An 18,477-nucleotide genomic window follows, 5' to 3' on the forward strand; every position below is an offset into this window, starting at 1 on the left:
AGGGGAAGCAAAAACACAGCAGTTTGCTACAAATGGGTGACAAGTTAACAAGAGGTAAAAATGGAACCCTTTATTTCACTGGGTAATATCAGCAAAACCTTCTATGGTGTTAAGGCGCTGGATAACATTGCCCTGACGCTGTTACCGGGAGAAGTTCACTGTCTGGCCGGGCAAAATGGTTGTGGAAAATCAACGCTGATTAAAATTATTTCTGGCGTTTACCAGCCGGACGCGGGGGCTGAAATTACCATCAATGGTAAATCATACTCTCACCTTTCCCCGATTGATTCAGTGAAAGCCGGTATTCAGGTTATCTATCAGGATCTATCGCTGTTTCCCAATTTAACCGTTGCTGAAAACATCGGCATTAATCAATATCACCATAACTTATTGGTTAATAAGCGTGAAATTCGCCGAATCGCCGAACTTACTATTAAAAGCATTGACGCCCAGCTGGATCTTGATGTTACCGTCGAATCCCTGCCTATTGCCCAGCGCCAAATTGTCGCTATTTGCCGTGCGCTGTCGCAAGAAGCCAAACTGATTATTATGGATGAACCTACCGCCTCTCTGACTATGCAGGAAGTAAAAGGCTTACTGCGGGTGGTTCATGACCTGAAAAAAAGAAATATTTGCGTAGTCTTCGTTAGCCACCGGCTGGACGAAGTGATGGAAATCTCCGATCGCATTACCGTATTAAAAGATGGCAAGCTGGTAGGCACTTACCCGGCTACAGAAATCGATAATAAAAAACTGGCCTTCCTGATGACTGGTAAAGAGTTCTCCTACGCGGTTCTGCCACCCATTCAGGAAAAAGATGCTGTCGCGCTGGAAGTAAAAAATCTCTGCCGCGGCCAGGAATATAACCAGATATCCTTCAGCCTGCATAAAGGCGAAATTGTCGCCATTACCGGCCTGCTTGGTGCGGGCCGAACTGAGCTTTGTCTTAGCCTGTTTGGCCTCACTAAACCTGATTCGGGTGAAATCCTGCTGGAAGGAAAATCGATTAACTTCGCCAGCAATCGGGAAGCCATTAAAGCCGGTATTGGTTACGTCTCCGAAGACCGGATGAGTACAGGGCTCGTGATGGAACAATCCATCAATGACAACATTATCTCCACGGTACTGAATCGTCTGAAAACCCCGCTTCAGTTGCTAAATAGACCAAAGGCCGACAGCGTCGTAGTGGATTTAGTTGAACAGTTAACAATAAAAATCGGCAGCGTAAACCTACCGGTTAATACCCTTTCCGGTGGCAATGCCCAGCGGGTTGCCATTGCCAAATGGCTGGCAATCAACCCTAAAGTTCTGATCCTTGACTCCCCTACGGTTGGGGTAGATATCGCCAATAAGGCCGGTATTTATCAGATTATCTCTGCGCTATCACAAAAAGGTATTGCAGTACTGATGATCACCGATGAAATCGATGAAGCCTTCTTTAACAGCCATCGGATTTTAGTGATGCGTAAAGGTGAAATCACTGCAGAATATTTACCGGGTGAAACAACGGAAGCGGCCCTGGCAGAGGTGGTCAATGGTTAATAAATTAGGCATCAAGCCACATGAACTGTTTTTGAGCTTAACCATTCTGGTGATTGGTGGTTATCTCTCTTTTGCCAGCCCGGACTTTATGACCTTTGGCAATATTTACGATCTGGTCAATAACTACGCTATGCTGACCATACTGGCCTGCGGTCTGTTTATTGTTCTGATCTCCGGTGGTATTGATATCTCTTTCCCGGCAATGACCATTATTTCCCAATATGTGATGGTTACTTTGATTCAGGGGACTACCGGTAACTTTGCCATTGCTTTCGCCCTGTCCGGCGGTATTGGTTTGCTACTGGGTATGGTTAACGCGGTGTTGGTTAACCGGCTTAAAGTTCCTTCTATTATCATCACTATCTCAACCCTGAATATCTTCTACGGATTGCTACTCTACCTCACCAAAGGAGTATGGCTATACAGTTACCCTGAGTGGTTTGAACAAGGGGTTATGCTGTTCAAATTCACCGCAGCAGATGGTTATGATTATGGTTTAAGCCTGCAAATTATCACCCTGATTGTGGTGATTGCCCTGACCGGCATCATCATGAATAAGACCAGCATCGGCCGAATGATCTACGCCATGGGTGGCAACAAAGAAGCTGCTTCTCGCATGGGTTTTGGCATCTTTAAGCTTCAACTGTTTGTGTATGGCTATATGGGATTAATGTCCGGCGTAGCGGGTGTGGTTCAATCTGCAACGGTTTTAACCGTGGCTCCGGATTCACTGTTGGGCTATGAGCTAACGGTACTGGCGGCTGTTGTATTAGGTGGTACCAGCATTGTGGGTGGACGAGGTACGCTGTTAGGAACTTTGTTAGGGGTTATTTTGCTGGCTGTACTGCAAAATGGCCTGAACTTACTGGGGATTTCCTCCTACTGGCATACTGTGGTTACCGGTTTGGTGATCGTTATCAGCGTCAGTATGACGGCCTGGAGCCAGCGTAAAGGTCAGGGGGTATAACCATGAGCGCAAGAAAAGTAAAAGATAATGTAGAGATTTACCTGAGTCTGCTGATTGGGCTGGTGGTTATTACCTTCAGTTTTCTGATCCCTGATATTTTCTGGTCATCCGCTAACTTTCAGTCTATTGCCTCACAAATGCCGGTACTTGGGGTATTGGCACTGGCAATGGCCATTACCATGCTCACAGGGGGAATTAACCTGTCGATTATTGCCACCATGAACGCCTGTGGGTTGGTGATGGCTTGGGTAGCCACCCATTATCCACCGAGCGTTGGCAGTATGGCATTGGTACTGCTTGCGGGTTTAGCAATGGCTATAGTTATCGGCAGTGTGAATGGTTTTCTGATTGCGGTAGTCAGAGTATCCCCTATTCTGGCAACGCTCGGCATTATGACATTGCTGAACGGGATTAATATTTTAATATCCCGCGGCTCGGCTATTTCTAATTTCCCTGACTATATTCTGGCGATTAACAGCACTAATCTGTTGGGCATTCCGGTACCACTGTTAGTCTTTTTAGCCGTGGTTGCTGTGATATGGGTGATTCTGGAGAAATCAGCGTTTGGTCGCACCATCTATCTGATCGGCTCTAATGAACAGGCAACCCATTACTCCGGTATTAACACCCGTAAAACTATCGTCTGGGTATACATTCTATCGTCCATACTCTGTGTGGTTGCTGCGCTGTTGATGATGTCTAAACTCAACTCCGCCAAAGCATCCTATGGGGAATCCTATCTACTGGTGTCGATTCTGGCAGCCGTACTAGGTGGAATAAATCCGGACGGTGGATTTGGCAAAGTATTTGGCATGGTAATGGCGCTGATCTTATTACAGATGCTGGAAAGCGGGCTGAATATTCTGGGGGTAAGCAGTTACATTACAATGGCGCTGTGGGGCGGGTTATTACTGGCCTTCATCTTCCTGAAAGGGATTAATCTCTCCAGACTGTTTGGGCGCTAAACTAAATTGCTTTGGTAAGACTATGGCTCGGAATCAATATTCCGGGCCATATAAAAATTGCAGTTCAATACCGATTACCTTTTGACTCTTCTCTTCTTACTCTTTTTATTTTTTTTGACGTTCTTATTGTCAACAACCTCAAGCTTGGTAAACACCGGAGAAGCATAACTCTCTACCGAAACGCCATTTAGCGAATAGCCGCTCAGGTTACATCCATCCCCTTTCGCCACAGCGTCAGGTTGCTGTATCACCTTAGTTTTCATGCCGTTTAACACAAAAATTTGCTGGTCTGAAACGCTGATGGTGTACTTATCCCGAACGTGCAGTTTCCGGCTATAGTCGTACAGGGAAAAGTTATTTTCACCAGATTTAAAGCTGTAGGTATCAACGTGTAAAGTGAACTGGTCGATAATTTCTCCATCCCGTTCATGCTTTACCGCTACTTCTTTTAATTCATCATAAGTAAAACCGGAGAAGGAAAAATCTATACCGCCCAATGTTTCAACCTGTGCACAATACTCGGCAAACTCAAGCTGCTGCTGTTCGTATCTGTTATTACATCCACTCAGCAGGATTCCAGCGCCGATAAACAGCGGTAATAGCCGGGAATAGTTTTTCAGCACACCAGCCTTACTCATACAAACTCCATTTCAATTAAGCCAGACAGCTTTACGGCACTGTCTGGCATTGGGTTCATTCCCTTAGTCGCGAAAGTTATTAAACTGGAATGGCTGCCCTAACTCAGCACCTCTCACCAGCGCCATTGCGCCCTGTAAGTCATCGCGAGATTTGCCAGTAACGCGTACCTGATCGCCCTGAATTTGAGCCTGCACTTTAAGTTTATTATCTTTGATCAGCTTAATAATTTTCTTAGCCACATCGGTTTCAATACCCTGCTTCAGCTTAACTTCTACACTGTATGTCTTGCCGCTGTGTACCATCTCATCAGGGATTTCTAACGCCCCGGCATCAATACCGCGTTTAGCAAACTTATCGCGTAGAATATCCAGCAGCTGCTGAACCTGAAACTCAGATTCACTGGCAACCTTGACGCTTTCATTCTTCTCATTCAGCTCAAAACTGGCGGGAATGTTACGGAAATCCCAACGGTTAGTCAGCTCACGGCTGGCATTCTCCACCGCATTACGGACTTCAGGCATATCAATTTCAGATACAATATCGAAAGATGGCATAACTTCTTCCTTTTTTATGATGGCTCTTTTAATAACAAATAATGTTATGCATGATAACGGTTATATTCACGCCTGCACAACCTATCAGGCAGACAATCTTATTGATTAAGGAGTACTAAATGGCACCTAGAGCACTGGTTTGCCTGGCTCACGGCACTGAGGAAACCGAAGCGGTTACCACCATTGACCTGCTGGTTCGCGGTGGAATCGAGGTTATCACTGCCAGCGTCGAAGGGGATGGTTGTCTGAATATTGTCTGTTCCCGGGGCGTAAAATTAGTTGCCGACCATGCATTGGTTGATATCGCTGATGAACATTTTGATGTGGTCGTCCTTCCTGGTGGTGTAAAGGGTGCCGAATGCTTTCGGGATAGCCCACTGTTAGTAGAAAGAGTTCGCCAGACTCACCTTAGCGGTAACATTGTCGCCGCAATTTGTGCGGCTCCTGCTCTGGTACTGGAACACCACAAGCTGTTCCCTGTAGGAAATATGGCGGTTAATCCGGGCTTTAAGCATATGATCCCGGAGAATAAATGGGTAGATCGCCGGGTCAACTATGATGAGCGTGTCAATCTGGTCACCAGTCAGGGCCCGGGAACTTCAATCGATTTTGGTCTGAAATTAATTGAGCTATTGGTCAACCGCGATAAAGCCGCAGAAGTTGCCGAGCAACTTATCGTCGCACCGGGAATATACGCCTATCTTTAAGGCGTTTTGCGGAGCGCTTCTGCTCCGCGCCCTACTCTTTTTTAATTAAACATTGAGGTGTCTTTAGTCAGCGATAATTTCTGATGATTAAATCTCGTTAATCAGCATAAAAAATATATTTTCTGCACTTTACTTGTGCATTTTTGCACTATAATAAATCAAAACAAATAAGAAATAATAAAGCAGCTCAAAAAAATAAATAGTTCAATTAAAGAATAATTTGTTGTCTGAAAATAAACATGAATGATTAAAAAGGTTATTATTATTTTTCAAACAACAAAATCAGTTCAATTTTCAACCTGATTAAATGTTATACCAGTAATATTACCCATCCTCAGACTGCACTGATAATGTGCAGCCTGGTTGATAAATAACATATAATTCATGTGGTTTATAAGTTTCCTTAATGTCAATTAACTGAAAATTAAATTTATTCAAGATATCTTTTGCGAAGCAAATATCTGTGTTGCATTTCTGATATTTAAATAAACTTATTTAGATTAATCATAATAATGCTTCCGCATAACCTCATGCCTGATGTCTTATTAAAGACGTACAGAAACATTTATATTTATTCTTTATCCTTTATTTACATTTTATTAATAACCAGAAATTTATTTAATTACTAAGCTCAAACTGCAAGTAACGGGATTTAATCTCACGCCTTGTTTTTATCATTATCACCACAGGCCATAATATATGAAAAAAGTAATAGCAGTGCTCATCTCAACCATCGTTGCTGCCGGTGCAGCACATGGGGCCGAAATCTATAACAAGGATGGAAATAAACTAAACCTGTATGGAAAAATAGATGGTTTACATTACTTCTCATCGGACAACAGTCAGGATGGCGATGCAACCTACACCCGTTTTGGTATTAAAGGTGAAACTCAGGTCAACGAAGATGTGGTTGGCTTTGGACTGTGGGAATACAACGTTCTTGCCAGTAACACAGAAGATAGCAGCAATCAAAGCTTCACCCGACTGGCTTATGCCGGAATAAAACATCGTATCGCGGGCTCTCTGGATTATGGCCGTATACGGTATTTTATACGATGTAGAGGGCTGGACCGACGTGCTGCCAGAATTTGGTGGTGACAGTTACACCGGAGCAGATAACTATATGGTTAGCCGCGCTAATGGCGTCGCAACTTACCGTAATACCGACCTGTTTGGTCTGGTTGAAGGTTTGAATTTTGCCGTTCAATATCAGGGTAAAAATGACGGACAGAATTGTGAAGAATCCGGTGGTACTTCCGTATGTGAAAACCTGAGCCGTAACCCCCACGATGTTCAACATCAAAATGGCGACGGTTGGGGTATCTCTTCCACCTATGATATTGGTGAAGGTATCAGCTTAGGTGCGGCCTACAGTTTATCTAATCGTACTGGTGAGCAAAAAGCGGCGGGAGGAAATATTGCCGGTGGCGATAATGCTCAAGCCTGGACCGCAGGTCTGCGTTATAACGCCAATAATGTCTATCTGGCGGCCATGTACTCAGAAACCAATAACATGACGCCATATGGCGGCGATGGCATTGCTAATAAAACGCAAAACTACGAAGTGGTCGCGCAGTACCAGTTTGAGTTTGGCTTAGCCCCTTCACTTGCCTATCTGCAATCCAAGGGGAAAGACCTGAACACCGATAATGGTCAGTACAACGACAATCAGGATCTGGTGAAATATGCTGACGTTGGCGTAACCCAATACTTCAACAAAAACTTCTCAGCCTATGTGGACTACAAAATCAACCTGTTAGACGACAACAGTTTCTACAAGGATAACGGTATCTCCACCGATAATATTGTAGCGACCGGTTTGGTGTATCAGTTCTGATATTATTTTTACTATATGAAAACTACTGATAGTTCAGTGTTGTATCTTTAACAACCAATCGTTGGGAGGGACGGGTGTTGGGGTCGACTTGGCGTAAGCCAACGAAGCGCCCCTAACCCGGCCAGGCCCAACGCGCTCCATAACTGAGTACAGACGGTTTACCGACCGTTATCGGTGCAAATATAAGCACAGTGTTTTTACGGTCGGAATACTCGCGGGAGCTGATTTGTGAGGTTTGTCAGCAGTTTGAAAGACCCGATTTAAGGCCTTTCAAACTATTTAGAACAAGATTAGGTTAGCTTTACAGATTGTTCCGGTCGTAAAAACATCATGCAATTTAAAGAAAAGTGTCCGACCGGCATGCGAGCTTAAGCACTCTTGCGATAAACCTTCACATTACTATACCCCTGCTCCTGCAAATATAGCGCCTGCAAACGGCTCATCACACCACGATCGCAATACAACAGATAGGTTTTCGACTTATCCAGTTCGCTAAATGCCGTACTCAACTTGTAGAATGGAATATGTTTGATACTAACTTCATTCAACTTCAGCGGGCTGGTTTCATGCTCATCTGATGAACGAATATCAATAATCACATCATTACTGCCAAACGCGGCAACCGTTTCTACTTCAGTGATTTGCTGCTGAGTCTGTTCCGCTATCTGGCGAATATCAATATTCACCGCCTGCTCAACAACTTTATCCAGAATACCGAAATCAAAGTTTGCCTCTTCAGCTTCAATCTTAGCCTTCACGGCCTTCACTGTTGGGCTTTTTGAGATCACACCGCAAAACTCAGGCATGGTTTTGGCAAAATCTTCAGTACCAATCTGGCGAGCCATATTGATAATGTGCTCTTTATCATGGGAAATCAGCGGACGCAGAATCAACGTATCAGAGGCATTATCAATTAAACGCAGGTTGGTTAAGGTTTGGCTGGAAACCTGACCCAAGGCTTCACCGGTGACAATAGCCTGAACGCCATAACGCTCAGCAATCGCGGAAGAAGCTCTGACCATCATACGTTTAAGCACTACACCCATTTGACCGTCATCCACTTTTTCCAGAATTTCGCTCACCACTGGAGCAAAATCGACGGAAATAAAGCGAACCTTATGGGAGCTACCGAACCGACTCCAGATATAATGGGCTACCTGCTTAACGCCAATTTCATGGGTTGCACCACCCAAATTGAAGAAGCAGTAATGAACCCGGCAACCACGACGCATCAGCATATAGCTGGAAACACCAGAATCGAAACCACCGGAAATCAGTGACAACACATCTTCCTGAGTACCGATCGGGAAACCACCCAGACCTTCATAGCGAGCCTGAACCATAATCAGGCGATCGTCTTCGATCTCTAAACGCACGGTCACGTCAGGATTGGTCAAATTCACTTTTGCCGACTCAATATGCTGGTTTAAACCACCGCCGACATAACGCTCCACATCCTGAGAGTTAAAATCCTGTTTGCCACGGCGTTTCACCCGCACACAAAACGTTTTACCTTCTAACTGTTCACGATAGTTCGCCAGTGTCTGTTCGAAGATATTGTGCATATCGGTATAAGGGGTTTCATCCACTTCAAGAATGTGATGAATACCGGGAATTCGCGTCAGTGCATCCCGAATAATCGGGCCATTAGCCGGATCTTTGGTTCTGACTTCCAGAAAGTCCCAATGGCGAACCACCGCACACTCTTCAATACGCTGCCTTAAAACGTTACGCACGTTTCCGGTCAGAATTTTGATAAAGCGCATACGCACAGACTGGCTTTTGATAGTAATTTCAGGGAACAGCTTAATGATAAACTTCATGATAGTTGCGAGTACTTACGTCGTTAAATCGAATGAAAAGGATGATAGATTTCTGGGCGTGGAGTATACACCCGGAAAGGCAATCGGCGCACTAAACAATCTGCGCCGGAGGAATATTTCATGGATTTCTATCTGAAATTAGCTGGAGCAGGAGATTTCCAGTCGTTTTCCCCAGTCTGGCGGTAACGCGGCTAAATCGCTAAATTCCGGGGAGTCAGCATAAGGATTCATTAATCCCTGATGAATATGAGCCAGTACACTGATATCTTCTTTTTCAGCCGCTTCTATTGCTTTTTGGGCCAGATAATTACGTAATATTCGCTGTGGATTAGCATTTTTCATGACCTGTTGGCGCTGAGTATCATCCACTTGTTCCTGCTGTAGACGCTTACGCCATGCCTGATACCAACTATCAAAATTCTGACGATCAATAAACTCATCACGTAAGGCTATTTTTGCACTTCCTTGCTCAACATCGCTTAACAAACGGAAGGTATGGGTATAATCGCGCTTCTCTTTTGCCATCATATCTAACAGCTGATTCAACAGATCATTATCCTGTGGATCCTGAGTGAAAAAGCCCAATTTGGCTCTCATCAGTCGACCATAGGCTGTCATTAAAGCAGGTTCATATGCGGCTAAACCAGCCTGTAGCTGCTCCATCGTCATTAAACCCGATAGCGCATTGGCTAATCGATGCAAATTCCAATAAGCCACTGCGGGTTGATTACTGAAGGCATAGCGCCCCTGATAATCGCTATGATTACAAATGTATTCCGGAGAATAATCATCCAGAAAGCCATAGGGGCCAAAATCAATAGTGATACCCAAAATCGACATATTGTCGGTATTCATTACGCCATGAGCAAAACCTACTGATTGCCAGAGTGCGATCATTTCAGCCGTTCGCTCAGCAATATCTTTAAACCAAAGAAAATAGCGCTCTGGCTGTTCCTGCCATTGAGGCCAATGGTGCCTGATAGCGTAATCCGCCAATTGCTGCACCTGCTCCTGCTGATTACGTCGATAAAAATGTTCGAAATGACCAAAGCGAATATGACTTTCAGAAATTCGCATTAGCATAGCTCCCGGCTCGGGTTGTTCGCGAAACACCGGTTGTTCACTGGTCACAATGGATAATGCGCGGGTAGTTGGAATACCTAAATGATGAAGTGCTTCAGAAGCTAAAAACTCTCTGACTACCGAGCGCAATACCGCCCTGCCATCTCCCATACGCGAGTAGGGCGTCAGACCTGCACCTTTCAGATGCCAGTCCACCTTTTTTCCGCTGTCGGTCAGTTGCTCGCCCAATAAAATCCCACGTCCATCACCAAGTTGCCCTGCCCAAACGCCAAACTGATGGCCGCTGTATACTTGAGCCAACGGTTTCATTCCTGCCAGTAACGTCTCCCCTGACCAGATTTTCTGGTTATCTCCGGAAAACAGCGAATCATCCAGCCCCAGCGCCTTTGCCAATGGCTGGCTGTGATATAACAACCGCGCGTGAGTCAACGGTGTTGGTTCCAGCTCAGTATAAAAACCCGGAAGTTCATCGTAATAGGAATGAATGAATTTTGGCATCGTTGAAATCATGGGTGCTGGCATCGCTATTAATTGAGATAAAACCAGTGTAGTGCTCAGATGAAGGAATTAACACCGACCAAGTGTAGGGGATTATCGCTTTTTGTTGAATTTCTATTAGCAGCGCCGCCAATTCGGGCCTCACTCCTTATGAGTAAAATATTGATAATATGTACCACTGCACAATTTCATGGTTAATTATCATTTTTATGGGTCATTTAATGGTAAACTCCACGCTATAACTTAGGTATTATTTAACCATCGCCGACAAAATAATCAGCATCGTTGGTATGAGCGGTGTATTATCTGCGTAATGCCCATCATCCTTGATGATTTTACGCTGGTTGATGCTTTCAACATCCGCTAATGCGGTTATTTATTAAAGATAACATTTAATCGAAGCCACTATTAGATATGCCAAAAATGCCGAAAAAAACACCTCAGCCAGCCAGTTTTGAAACTGCATTAGGTGAGCTGGAACACATTGTGAATCGTCTTGAAAGTGGCGACCTTCCACTGGAAGAAGCATTAAACGAGTTTGAGCGCGGTATTCAACTGGCGCGTCAGGGTCAGCAACAATTACAACAGGCTGAACAACGGGTTCAGATACTGTTAAATACTGAACCTGAAGCCCCGTTGTCCCCTTTTAATCAGGATGAAGCCTGATGTCATCGTTTACTCAGCTTCAATCAGAACATCGCCAGCGTGTCGATCGGGCACTGGAACATTACCTATCGGCCTTACCGTTCAATCAGGCCCCTCTCGTGGAAGCCATGCGTTATGGTGCCCTATTAGGGGGAAAGCGTCTGCGGCCATTTTTGGTCTATGCCACCGGTGAAATGCTCGGTTTAAGTGCTGAAAATATGGATGCTCCGGCAGCAGCTATTGAGTGTATTCATGCCTATTCATTGATTCATGACGATCTACCGGCAATGGATGATGATGATTTACGTCGCGGTCAGCCAACCTGTCATATTAAATTTGGTGAAGCTCATGCGATTCTGGCGGGTGATGCACTACAAACTCTGGCATTTTCTATCCTGAGCGACGCACCAATGCCGGATGTGCAAACCACATCCCGTTTAGCCATGATTAGCGAACTGGCCTACGCCAGCGGTGCCGCCGGTATGTGTGCCGGGCAAGCACTGGATCTGGAAGCAGAAAAGAAAAAAACTAACTTAGAAGAGCTGGAACGCATTCACCGCCATAAAACCGGTGCATTAATTCGTTCTGCAATTCGTCTTGCAGCACTGGCTGCCGGTGAACGCGGTAAAGCTATCCTGCCCGTTCTGGATCGTTATGCTAATGCCATTGGCTTAGCCTTTCAGGTGCAGGATGATATTCTCGATGTCGTTGGAGCAACAGAGAAGACCGGTAAGCGTCAGGGTTCGGATTTACAACACGAAAAGAGTACCTACCCTGCCCTGCTTGGTATTGATGGCGCACAGGCTAAAGCGTTGGATCTGTATCGGGAAGCAATGGATGCACTATCGGAATTAGCATCACAGTCTTATAATACGGCTTCGCTGGAAGCACTGGCCGGTTTTGTTATCGAACGTGATAACTAAACTGCACATTTAAGCAAATAATTTTAGACGAGTTTTGGATGAGTCTTGATATAAATCGATATCCATTGTTGGCGTTAATTAATAGCCCCGACGACCTGCGCCTGATATCAAAAGATAACCTACCGAAGCTCTGTGATGAGCTGCGTGAATATCTGCTGAACAGCGTCAGTCGCTCCAGCGGTCATCTGGCTTCTGGCCTGGGTACCGTGGAACTGACCGTGGCGTTACACTACGTCTATAATACGCCATTCGACCATATCGTCTGGGATGTGGGACATCAGGCTTATCCCCATAAGATCCTTACTGGTCGCCGCGATCAAATGCCCACTATTCGTCAAAAAGATGGGCTGCACCCTTTCCCATGGCGCGAAGAGAGTGAATATGATGTGCTGTCAGTAGGCCACTCTTCCACATCAATCAGTGCCAGCCTGGGGTTAGCCATTGCCGCCCAGCGTGAAGCTAAAGGCCGTCACGTTGCCTGTGTTATTGGCGATGGTGCCATTACCGCCGGTATGGCATTTGAAGCCATGAACCACGCCGGTGATGTTAAACCCGATATGCTGGTTATCCTGAACGACAATGAAATGTCGATTTCAGAAAACGTGGGTGCACTGAATAATCATTTAGCTCAAATTCTCTCCGGTAAGCTTTATTCCACCCTGCGCGAAAGCGGGAAGATGGTGCTATCTGGCTTACCGCCAATCAAAGAACTGGTTAAACGCACCGAAGAGCACCTGAAAGGTATGGTGGTACCGGGTACGCTGTTTGAAGAGTTCGGTTTTAACTATATTGGCCCGGTTGACGGGCATGACGTACAGGCGCTGGTTCAAACCCTGAAAAATATGCGTAGCCTGAAAGGGCCTCAATTACTGCATATTATGACCAAAAAGGGTAAAGGCTATGCGCCAGCAGAGAAAGACCCTATTGGCTGGCATGGTGTACCGAAGTTCGATCCGGCAACCGGCACTCAGCAAAAAGGCGGTAGCGCTCATCCAAGCTATTCCAGCGTGTTTGGTGACTGGCTATGCGAGACCGCGGCTAATGACAAAAAGCTGATGGCGGTTACTCCTGCGATGCGCGAAGGTTCAGGCATGGTGCGTTTCTCCCGCGAATATCCGGATCAGTATTTTGACGTTGCTATCGCTGAGCAGCATGCAGTTACCTTTGCTGCCGGGCTGGCAATCGGTGGATATAATCCCGTTGTGGCGATTTACTCTACTTTCCTCCAGCGGGCATACGATCAGGTTATCCACGATGTGGCCATCCAGAAACTCCCGGTGATGTTTGCCATCGATCGTGGTGGCATCGTTGGAGCCGATGGCCCAACCCATCAGGGTGCTTTTGACCTCAGCTATTTACGCTGTATCCCTGAAATGGTGGTGATGACTCCAAGCGATGAAAATGAATGTCGCCAAATGCTGTATACCGGCTATCACTATCAGGACGGCCCGGTTGCGGTACGTTATCCACGAGGTAACGGTATTGGCATTGAGCTGGAACCGCTTGCCATGTTACCGATGGGGAAAGCTAAAGTTCGTCGTAACGGTGAAAAAGTAGCGATTCTTAACTTTGGTACCTTGCTGCCAGATGCCCTACAGGCTGCCGAGCAGTTAAATGCTACCGTTGTGGATATGCGTTTTGTTAAGCCTTTAGATGAATCACTGATTCTGGAGCTTGCTGAGTCCCACGATGAACTCATCACTCTGGAGGAGAACGCCATTATGGGCGGTGCCGGTAGTGGAGTGAATGAGCTACTGATGGCGCATCGTAAAACTGTTCCGGTATTGAATCTTGGATTGCCTGATGAGTTTATTGCTCAGGGTGGACAGGACGAGGTTCGGGCGGGGTTAGGGCTTGATGCCGAGGGGATTGTTGCGCAGTATCGGGAATGGGGTAATAAGTAGTACTTTGGCTGATTGTTTTGCAAATCGGCTTCTGAGGGTATTCCGGCCGTAATAGCTATGTGGTTATATGATCGCTGTGCCCGGCCGGAAGACCATCAGTACTTAGCTGTAGAGCGCGTCGGGCCTAGATTCCCTAGGGGCAGTTACAAAACACCTTCGGTGTTTTGCCCTTCGGGCCAGCGCAAGCCTGTAAATCTCTCCCTCCGATTGAATTCGGCTAAAAGACAAAAAACTCAAAACCAAAACCAAAACCAAAACCAAAACCAAAACCAAAACCAAAACCAAAACCAAAACCAAAACCAAAACCAAAACCAAAACCAAATACATATTCAGGGGCAACGCCCCTGAATGCTAACTAATCTTTTGATCTTCAGGAGCACTGGAATTCAGCTGACGAGTGAGAGAGGGTAGCACGCCAAACATGGATGTTTGGCGAGGCATGGCTTCGTCTGGAACGAATCCATGCCGGTGCGTGAGCCCGAACGAAGGAGGAAGGCAGTCGCGTAGCGACCTGAATTCGTGTGCGAAGGCGCGGAGGTGCAGGAGGCGTTCGCCTTAACGCCTCCTGCTCGGCCGCCACACAGTCATCAAGCAAGAAACGACATTATTTGCGGACGAAATTTACTCAAAACTGAATCATGAAAGGTGGTCGCGTAGCGACCTGAATTCGTGTGCGAAGGCGCGGAGGTGCAGGAGGCGTTCGCCTTAACGCCTCTTGCTCGGCCGCCACACAGTCATCGAGCAAGAAACGACATTATTTGCGGACGAAATTTACTCAAAACTGAATCATGAAAGGCAGTCGCGTAGCGACCTGAATTCGTGTGTGAAGGCGCGGAGGTGCAGGAGGCGTTCGCCTTAACGCCTCTTGCTCGGCCGCAGCACAGTCGTCAAGCAAGAAACGACATTATTTGCGGACGAAATTTACTCAAAACTGAATCATGAAAGGCAGTCGCGTAGCGACCTGGATTCGTGTGCGAAGGCGCGGAGGTGCAGGAGGCGTTCGCCTTAACGCCTCTTGCTCGGCCGCAGCACGGTAGTCTGGCTTGGCACTGCATTATTTGCGGACGAAACCTACTCAGAGTCTAATAATTCTTTACTCACAGTTCCAAGCCAGCACCAAAACTAAACTTCCTTTTTTGTTTCCTAAAAGATATTACTCATCGAAGTGATCATACCCACTCCCCTCAAACTCCACCGCCTGATTCCCATCCAACAACTGCAATCCACCATTGGCAGTAATCTGTCCAATACAGTTATAAGGAATACCTAAACCAGAAAGTGCGGTATCCAGAGCCCCTCGGTTATCTTCTGGTACAGTGAAGCATAGTTCGTAGTCTTCACCACCGGTCAGTGCCCAGCGAATTGCCTGTTCTCGGCTGCAGTTGTCCGTCAGCGCTGATGAAAAGACTAATCGATCGAGATGGACTCTGGCACCACAACCGCTGGCTTTCAGAATATGACCTAAATCCGGTAACAGGCCGTCAGAAATATCAATAGCCGCCGTTGCTAACTGACGCATGCCCTGCCCCATTAAAATGCGTGGCTGGGGACGGAGATGGCGTTTTACCAGATAGTTTCGCTGTTCCTGATTTTCTACTTCCAGCTTACCCTGCAAAATAGCCAGGCCAGCTGCACTATCACCGGGCCAACCGGTCACGTAGATCCAGTGTCCTACCTTAGCGCCGCTACGGGTTAGTTGTTTATCAACAGGTACCCAACCGTTAATGGTCAACGTCAGGCTGAGTGGGCCTTTAGTGGTATCACCACCAACCAGTTGCATTCCGTAGTAGTCCAGCAATCCAAACAGGCTTTCACTAAAGCTGGCCAGCCAGGGCTCATCGACTTCAGGCAGGGTTAGTGCCAGAGAAACCCAGGCGGGATCGGCGCCCATCGCCGCCAGATCGCTTAAGTTAACCGCCAGACATTTGTAACCTAAATCAGCAGGATCGATATCAGGAAGAAAATGGATGCCGGACACCAGAGTGTCGGTACTAATAGCCAGATACTGTTTTTGTGAAGGGATAAGTAAGGCACAATCATCACCAATCCCCAACAACACGTCTTTACGGATGGTACTTTGCCGATTGAAATAGCGGGCAATAACGTCAAATTCACTGCACGACATAATAGCGGTACTCCAGTCGAACTTAACAATAAGGCCGGCATTGCCGGCCTTATCAGAACTCTTAATGGTGAATCAGGATAAGACTCATTGCTTGGCGTTACGTACGCGCAAACGAGGAACGACTTTATCCAGCACGCCATTAACAAATTTATGGCTGTCATCAGCACCAAAGATTTTGGCTAACTCAATAGCCTCATTGATAACGACTTTATAAGGGATATCTTCACGTTTGCTCAGTTCGTAAACAGCAACGCGTAAAATAGCTCTCTCAATTTGGCCCAGCTCATCCAGAGTACGGGACAGATAAGGTGCCATCAATTTATCCAGTTCACCCGCATGGGTGGCCGCGCCGGAAAACAGCTCACGGAAGTAAGTTAAATCGACATCTTTAACATCCTGTTCCGTCAGAAATTGTAATTCAACATCGGCAATATCATTTTTGGATAATTGCCAGGAGTATAACGCCTGAACGGCGCACTCGCGGGCGCGGCGACGAGCTGCAGGTTTCACAGGGTTTCCCTCAAATCTTAGTCAGACAATCAATGTTTACAGCTGGGTGTAACCCATGCTTACGCTTTGATTGCCTTAATTACATTAATCATTTCCAGTGCGGTCATGGCCGCTTCGGCACCTTTGTTACCGGCTTTGGTTCCGGCACGTTCGATAGCCTGTTCAATATTTTCTGTTGTCAGTACACCGAAAGAAACCGGAATTTGGCTTTCCATGGCAACGCTGGATAAACCAGAGCTACATTCACCAGCAACATACTCAAAGTGTGCAGTACCACCGCGAATAACAGTACCTAATGCAATAACCGCATCATAACGACCGGTATCAGCCAGAGTGCGAACAGCTAAAGGCAATTCATAAGCACCCGGTACCCAAACTACAGTGATATTTGAATCAGAAACCTGACCAATACGTTTTAATGCATCAATAGCCCCTTCCAGCAGACTATCGTTAATAAAATTGTTAAAACGAGCAATAGCAATGGCAACACGGGCTTGTGGTGCTGCAACAATACCTTCGATAACGTTCATAAAAGTATATCCTTGGTTTCTTGATTCAATAACCCGACAAGGGGGCGGATTCTATCATATTCTTTCAGTTGTGGCGCTGCGGATTTGCTATCTGCGCACAATTACTGCAACTAACTGCGAGGCACAAGGCGTAAACGTAAGTCCTCACCGACCTGCTGTACATGCTGTAATTTAAACTCAGGAGCCTGGGCCAGTTGGCTGAGACCGGGAAGTTTACATAATCCACGGGCATCATCTCCCAGCAGTTTAGGTGCCAGATACAATACCAGCTCATCCACTATACCCGCCTGTAATAAAGCGCCGGCAATGGTTGGCCCTGCTTCAGTCCAGACTGTATTTATCTGGCGACGTCCCAGTTGCATCATCAGCACAACCAGATCGATTCCTCCCTGATAAGCCGGAACAATAAGCTGCTCAACGTTATCAGGCCAGACTTCATCACCTTTGTGGGTACGCACTAACCAGATATCACCGGGTAGTGAAAATAGTTTAAGATCCGGCGTTAAACGATTCTGGCTGTCCAGAATCACTCTGACAGGCTGGCGTAATGAGTTTTTAGGATAAATATCGTGCGTTTGGCTGTCCAGTTCTTCCCAACGCACGTTTAATGATGGGTTATCTGCCAGCACTGTAGCACTGGTGCTTAAAATAGCTGAACTCTGTGCTCTGAACTGTTGAACATCGCGACGGGAATCTACCGAGGTGATCCACTGACTTTCACCTGAAGCCATGGCCGTTTTGCCATCCAGCGACGCCGCCAGCTTAAGCTGAAGATAAGGAAAACCGGTGCGCATGCGTTTAAAGAAACCTCGATTAACCGCTTCGGCTTCCGCCATCATCACGCCATGTTCAACTTCAATTCCTGCCTGCTGTAGGCGATACAGACCACGACCAGCCACTTCAGGATTAGGATCTTGCATCGCAGCAACCACACGCTTAACCCCGGCATTAATTAGCGCATCAGCACAAGGCGGGGTGCGTCCGTGATGGCTGCAAGGCTCCAGCGTAACATAGGCCGTCGCTCCCCGCGCTTTTTCTCCTGCCATGCTTAACGCATGAACTTCAGCATGCGGTTCGCCTGCTCTGTGATGGTATCCCTCACCAACGATTTCTCCATCGCGCACTAGCACACAGCCAACATTAGGATTAGGCGTGGTGGTAAAACGCCCTTGCCAGGCCAGCTCAAGCGCTCGTGACATATACTTTGCGTCATTCTGCATAGGGC

At 46.5% G+C, this 18,477-nt stretch carries 15 protein-coding genes and 1 pseudogene; 8 read left to right on the forward strand and 8 right to left on the reverse strand.

Translation table 11 applies throughout. The features are described from left to right. Window positions 1–60 precede the first annotated feature (60 nt). The 3 genes from I2494_RS17020 to I2494_RS17030 are packed head-to-tail and all read left to right on the forward strand — an operon-like array spanning window position 61 to window position 3,474. Window positions 61–1,542 (forward strand): sugar ABC transporter ATP-binding protein, encoded by a 1,482-nt coding sequence (locus tag I2494_RS17020; RefSeq protein WP_218468001.1) that lies wholly within the window; start codon window positions 61–63, stop codon window positions 1,540–1,542. Then, entirely contained in the window at window positions 1,535–2,509 is a 975-nt protein-coding gene (locus tag I2494_RS17025; protein WP_130590720.1) for an ABC transporter permease, read from the forward strand. Before I2494_RS17020 ends, I2494_RS17025 begins: the two co-directional genes overlap by 8 nt. A 2-nt stretch (window positions 2,510–2,511) precedes the next feature. Further along, the gene (locus I2494_RS17030) at window positions 2,512–3,474 is read left to right on the forward strand and encodes an ABC transporter permease (RefSeq protein ID WP_218468000.1); all 963 of its coding nucleotides are present in this window, start codon (window positions 2,512–2,514) and stop codon (window positions 3,472–3,474) included. A 74-nt stretch (window positions 3,475–3,548) separates the two neighbouring features. Here I2494_RS17030 and I2494_RS17035 read toward each other — a convergent pair whose 3' ends face one another. Together I2494_RS17035 and I2494_RS17040 are read right to left on the reverse strand one after the other, a co-directional pair. Continuing rightward, on the reverse strand, window positions 3,549–4,112 hold the full coding sequence (locus tag I2494_RS17035; RefSeq protein ID WP_218467999.1) for a hypothetical protein: 564 nt from the start codon (window positions 4,110–4,112) through the stop codon (window positions 3,549–3,551). 63 nt (window positions 4,113–4,175) lie between these two features. Beyond that, window positions 4,176–4,667, reverse strand: coding sequence for a YajQ family cyclic di-GMP-binding protein (locus tag I2494_RS17040; RefSeq protein ID WP_218467998.1), 492 nt, complete (start codon window positions 4,665–4,667; stop codon window positions 4,176–4,178). 119 nt (window positions 4,668–4,786) lie between these two features. On the opposite strand from I2494_RS17040, the gene yajL reads away from it, so the two are divergent. Together yajL and ompC are read left to right on the forward strand one after the other, a co-directional pair. After that, the gene (yajL, locus tag I2494_RS17045) at window positions 4,787–5,374 is read left to right on the forward strand and encodes a protein deglycase YajL (RefSeq protein WP_218467997.1); all 588 of its coding nucleotides are present in this window, start codon (window positions 4,787–4,789) and stop codon (window positions 5,372–5,374) included. Window positions 5,375–6,073: 699 nt separating this feature from the next. Beyond that, window positions 6,074–7,211 (forward strand): annotated as a pseudogene (gene ompC, locus I2494_RS17050) (porin OmpC). A 368-nt stretch (window positions 7,212–7,579) separates the two neighbouring features. Here ompC and thiI read toward each other — a convergent pair. Next, window positions 7,580–9,034 (reverse strand): tRNA uracil 4-sulfurtransferase ThiI, encoded by a 1,455-nt coding sequence (gene thiI / locus I2494_RS17055; protein WP_218467996.1) that lies wholly within the window; start codon window positions 9,032–9,034, stop codon window positions 7,580–7,582. Window positions 9,035–9,172: 138 nt separating this feature from the next. Beyond that, window positions 9,173–10,615 carry a protein adenylyltransferase SelO gene (locus I2494_RS17060; protein ID WP_218467995.1) on the reverse strand — a complete coding sequence of 481 codons (1,443 nt, stop codon included), beginning with the start codon at window positions 10,613–10,615 and terminating at the stop codon, window positions 9,173–9,175. A gap of 423 nt (window positions 10,616–11,038) precedes the next feature. On the opposite strand from I2494_RS17060, the gene xseB reads away from it, so the two are divergent. The 3 genes from xseB to dxs are packed head-to-tail and all read left to right on the forward strand — an operon-like array spanning window position 11,039 to window position 14,087. After that, window positions 11,039–11,281 (forward strand): exodeoxyribonuclease VII small subunit, encoded by a 243-nt coding sequence (xseB, locus tag I2494_RS17065; RefSeq protein ID WP_218467994.1) that lies wholly within the window; start codon window positions 11,039–11,041, stop codon window positions 11,279–11,281. Further along, the gene (gene ispA, locus I2494_RS17070; RefSeq protein WP_218467993.1) at window positions 11,281–12,183 is read left to right on the forward strand and encodes a (2E,6E)-farnesyl diphosphate synthase; all 903 of its coding nucleotides are present in this window, start codon (window positions 11,281–11,283) and stop codon (window positions 12,181–12,183) included. Before xseB ends, ispA begins: the two co-directional genes overlap by 1 nt. A gap of 38 nt (window positions 12,184–12,221) precedes the next feature. Continuing rightward, a complete protein-coding gene (gene dxs / locus I2494_RS17075; RefSeq protein ID WP_218467992.1) occupies window positions 12,222–14,087 on the forward strand; it encodes a 1-deoxy-D-xylulose-5-phosphate synthase in 1,866 nt (621 codons plus the stop codon). A gap of 1,153 nt (window positions 14,088–15,240) precedes the next feature. Here dxs and thiL read toward each other — a convergent pair. The 4 genes from thiL to ribD all read right to left on the reverse strand — a co-directional run bounded on the left by thiL (window position 15,241) and on the right by ribD (window position 18,472). Next, on the reverse strand, window positions 15,241–16,212 hold the full coding sequence (gene thiL, locus I2494_RS17080; protein WP_218467991.1) for a thiamine-phosphate kinase: 972 nt from the start codon (window positions 16,210–16,212) through the stop codon (window positions 15,241–15,243). Between the two features lie 84 nt (window positions 16,213–16,296). Next, entirely contained in the window at window positions 16,297–16,722 is a 426-nt protein-coding gene (gene nusB, locus I2494_RS17085) for a transcription antitermination factor NusB (RefSeq protein WP_130590709.1), read from the reverse strand. Window positions 16,723–16,781: 59 nt separating this feature from the next. After that, window positions 16,782–17,252, reverse strand: coding sequence for a 6,7-dimethyl-8-ribityllumazine synthase (ribH, locus tag I2494_RS17090; protein WP_130590708.1), 471 nt, complete (start codon window positions 17,250–17,252; stop codon window positions 16,782–16,784). Between the two features lie 110 nt (window positions 17,253–17,362). Then, the gene (gene ribD, locus I2494_RS17095) at window positions 17,363–18,472 is read right to left on the reverse strand and encodes a bifunctional diaminohydroxyphosphoribosylaminopyrimidine deaminase/5-amino-6-(5-phosphoribosylamino)uracil reductase RibD (RefSeq protein WP_218467990.1); all 1,110 of its coding nucleotides are present in this window, start codon (window positions 18,470–18,472) and stop codon (window positions 17,363–17,365) included. Window positions 18,473–18,477: the final 5 nt, after the last annotated feature.

It is taken from the genome of Limnobaculum allomyrinae, from assembly GCF_016649425.1.
GTDB lineage: Bacteria > Pseudomonadota > Gammaproteobacteria > Enterobacterales > Enterobacteriaceae > Limnobaculum > Limnobaculum allomyrinae.

What these genes read in the sequence shown, in the direction of transcription:
- I2494_RS17035 (WP_218467999.1), bottom strand. Translation starts at nt 4,112, where the DNA reads ATGAGTAAGGCTGGTGTGCTGAAAAACTATTCCCGGCTATTACCGCTG.
- I2494_RS17025 (WP_130590720.1), top strand. Translation starts at nt 1,535, where the DNA reads ATGGTTAATAAATTAGGCATCAAGCCACATGAACTGTTTTTGAGCTTA.
- I2494_RS17020 (WP_218468001.1), top strand. Translation starts at nt 61, where the DNA reads ATGGAACCCTTTATTTCACTGGGTAATATCAGCAAAACCTTCTATGGT.
- yajL (WP_218467997.1), top strand. Translation starts at nt 4,787, where the DNA reads ATGGCACCTAGAGCACTGGTTTGCCTGGCTCACGGCACTGAGGAAACC.
- ribD (WP_218467990.1), bottom strand. Translation starts at nt 18,472, where the DNA reads ATGCAGAATGACGCAAAGTATATGTCACGAGCGCTTGAGCTGGCCTGG.
- I2494_RS17030 (WP_218468000.1), top strand. Translation starts at nt 2,512, where the DNA reads ATGAGCGCAAGAAAAGTAAAAGATAATGTAGAGATTTACCTGAGTCTG.
- thiI (WP_218467996.1), bottom strand. Translation starts at nt 9,034, where the DNA reads ATGAAGTTTATCATTAAGCTGTTCCCTGAAATTACTATCAAAAGCCAG.
- I2494_RS17040 (WP_218467998.1), bottom strand. Translation starts at nt 4,667, where the DNA reads ATGCCATCTTTCGATATTGTATCTGAAATTGATATGCCTGAAGTCCGT.
- ribH (WP_130590708.1), bottom strand. Translation starts at nt 17,252, where the DNA reads ATGAACGTTATCGAAGGTATTGTTGCAGCACCACAAGCCCGTGTTGCC.
- thiL (WP_218467991.1), bottom strand. Translation starts at nt 16,212, where the DNA reads ATGTCGTGCAGTGAATTTGACGTTATTGCCCGCTATTTCAATCGGCAA.
- dxs (WP_218467992.1), top strand. Translation starts at nt 12,222, where the DNA reads ATGAGTCTTGATATAAATCGATATCCATTGTTGGCGTTAATTAATAGC.
- ispA (WP_218467993.1), top strand. Translation starts at nt 11,281, where the DNA reads ATGTCATCGTTTACTCAGCTTCAATCAGAACATCGCCAGCGTGTCGAT.
- I2494_RS17060 (WP_218467995.1), bottom strand. Translation starts at nt 10,615, where the DNA reads ATGCCAAAATTCATTCATTCCTATTACGATGAACTTCCGGGTTTTTAT.
- xseB (WP_218467994.1), top strand. Translation starts at nt 11,039, where the DNA reads ATGCCGAAAAAAACACCTCAGCCAGCCAGTTTTGAAACTGCATTAGGT.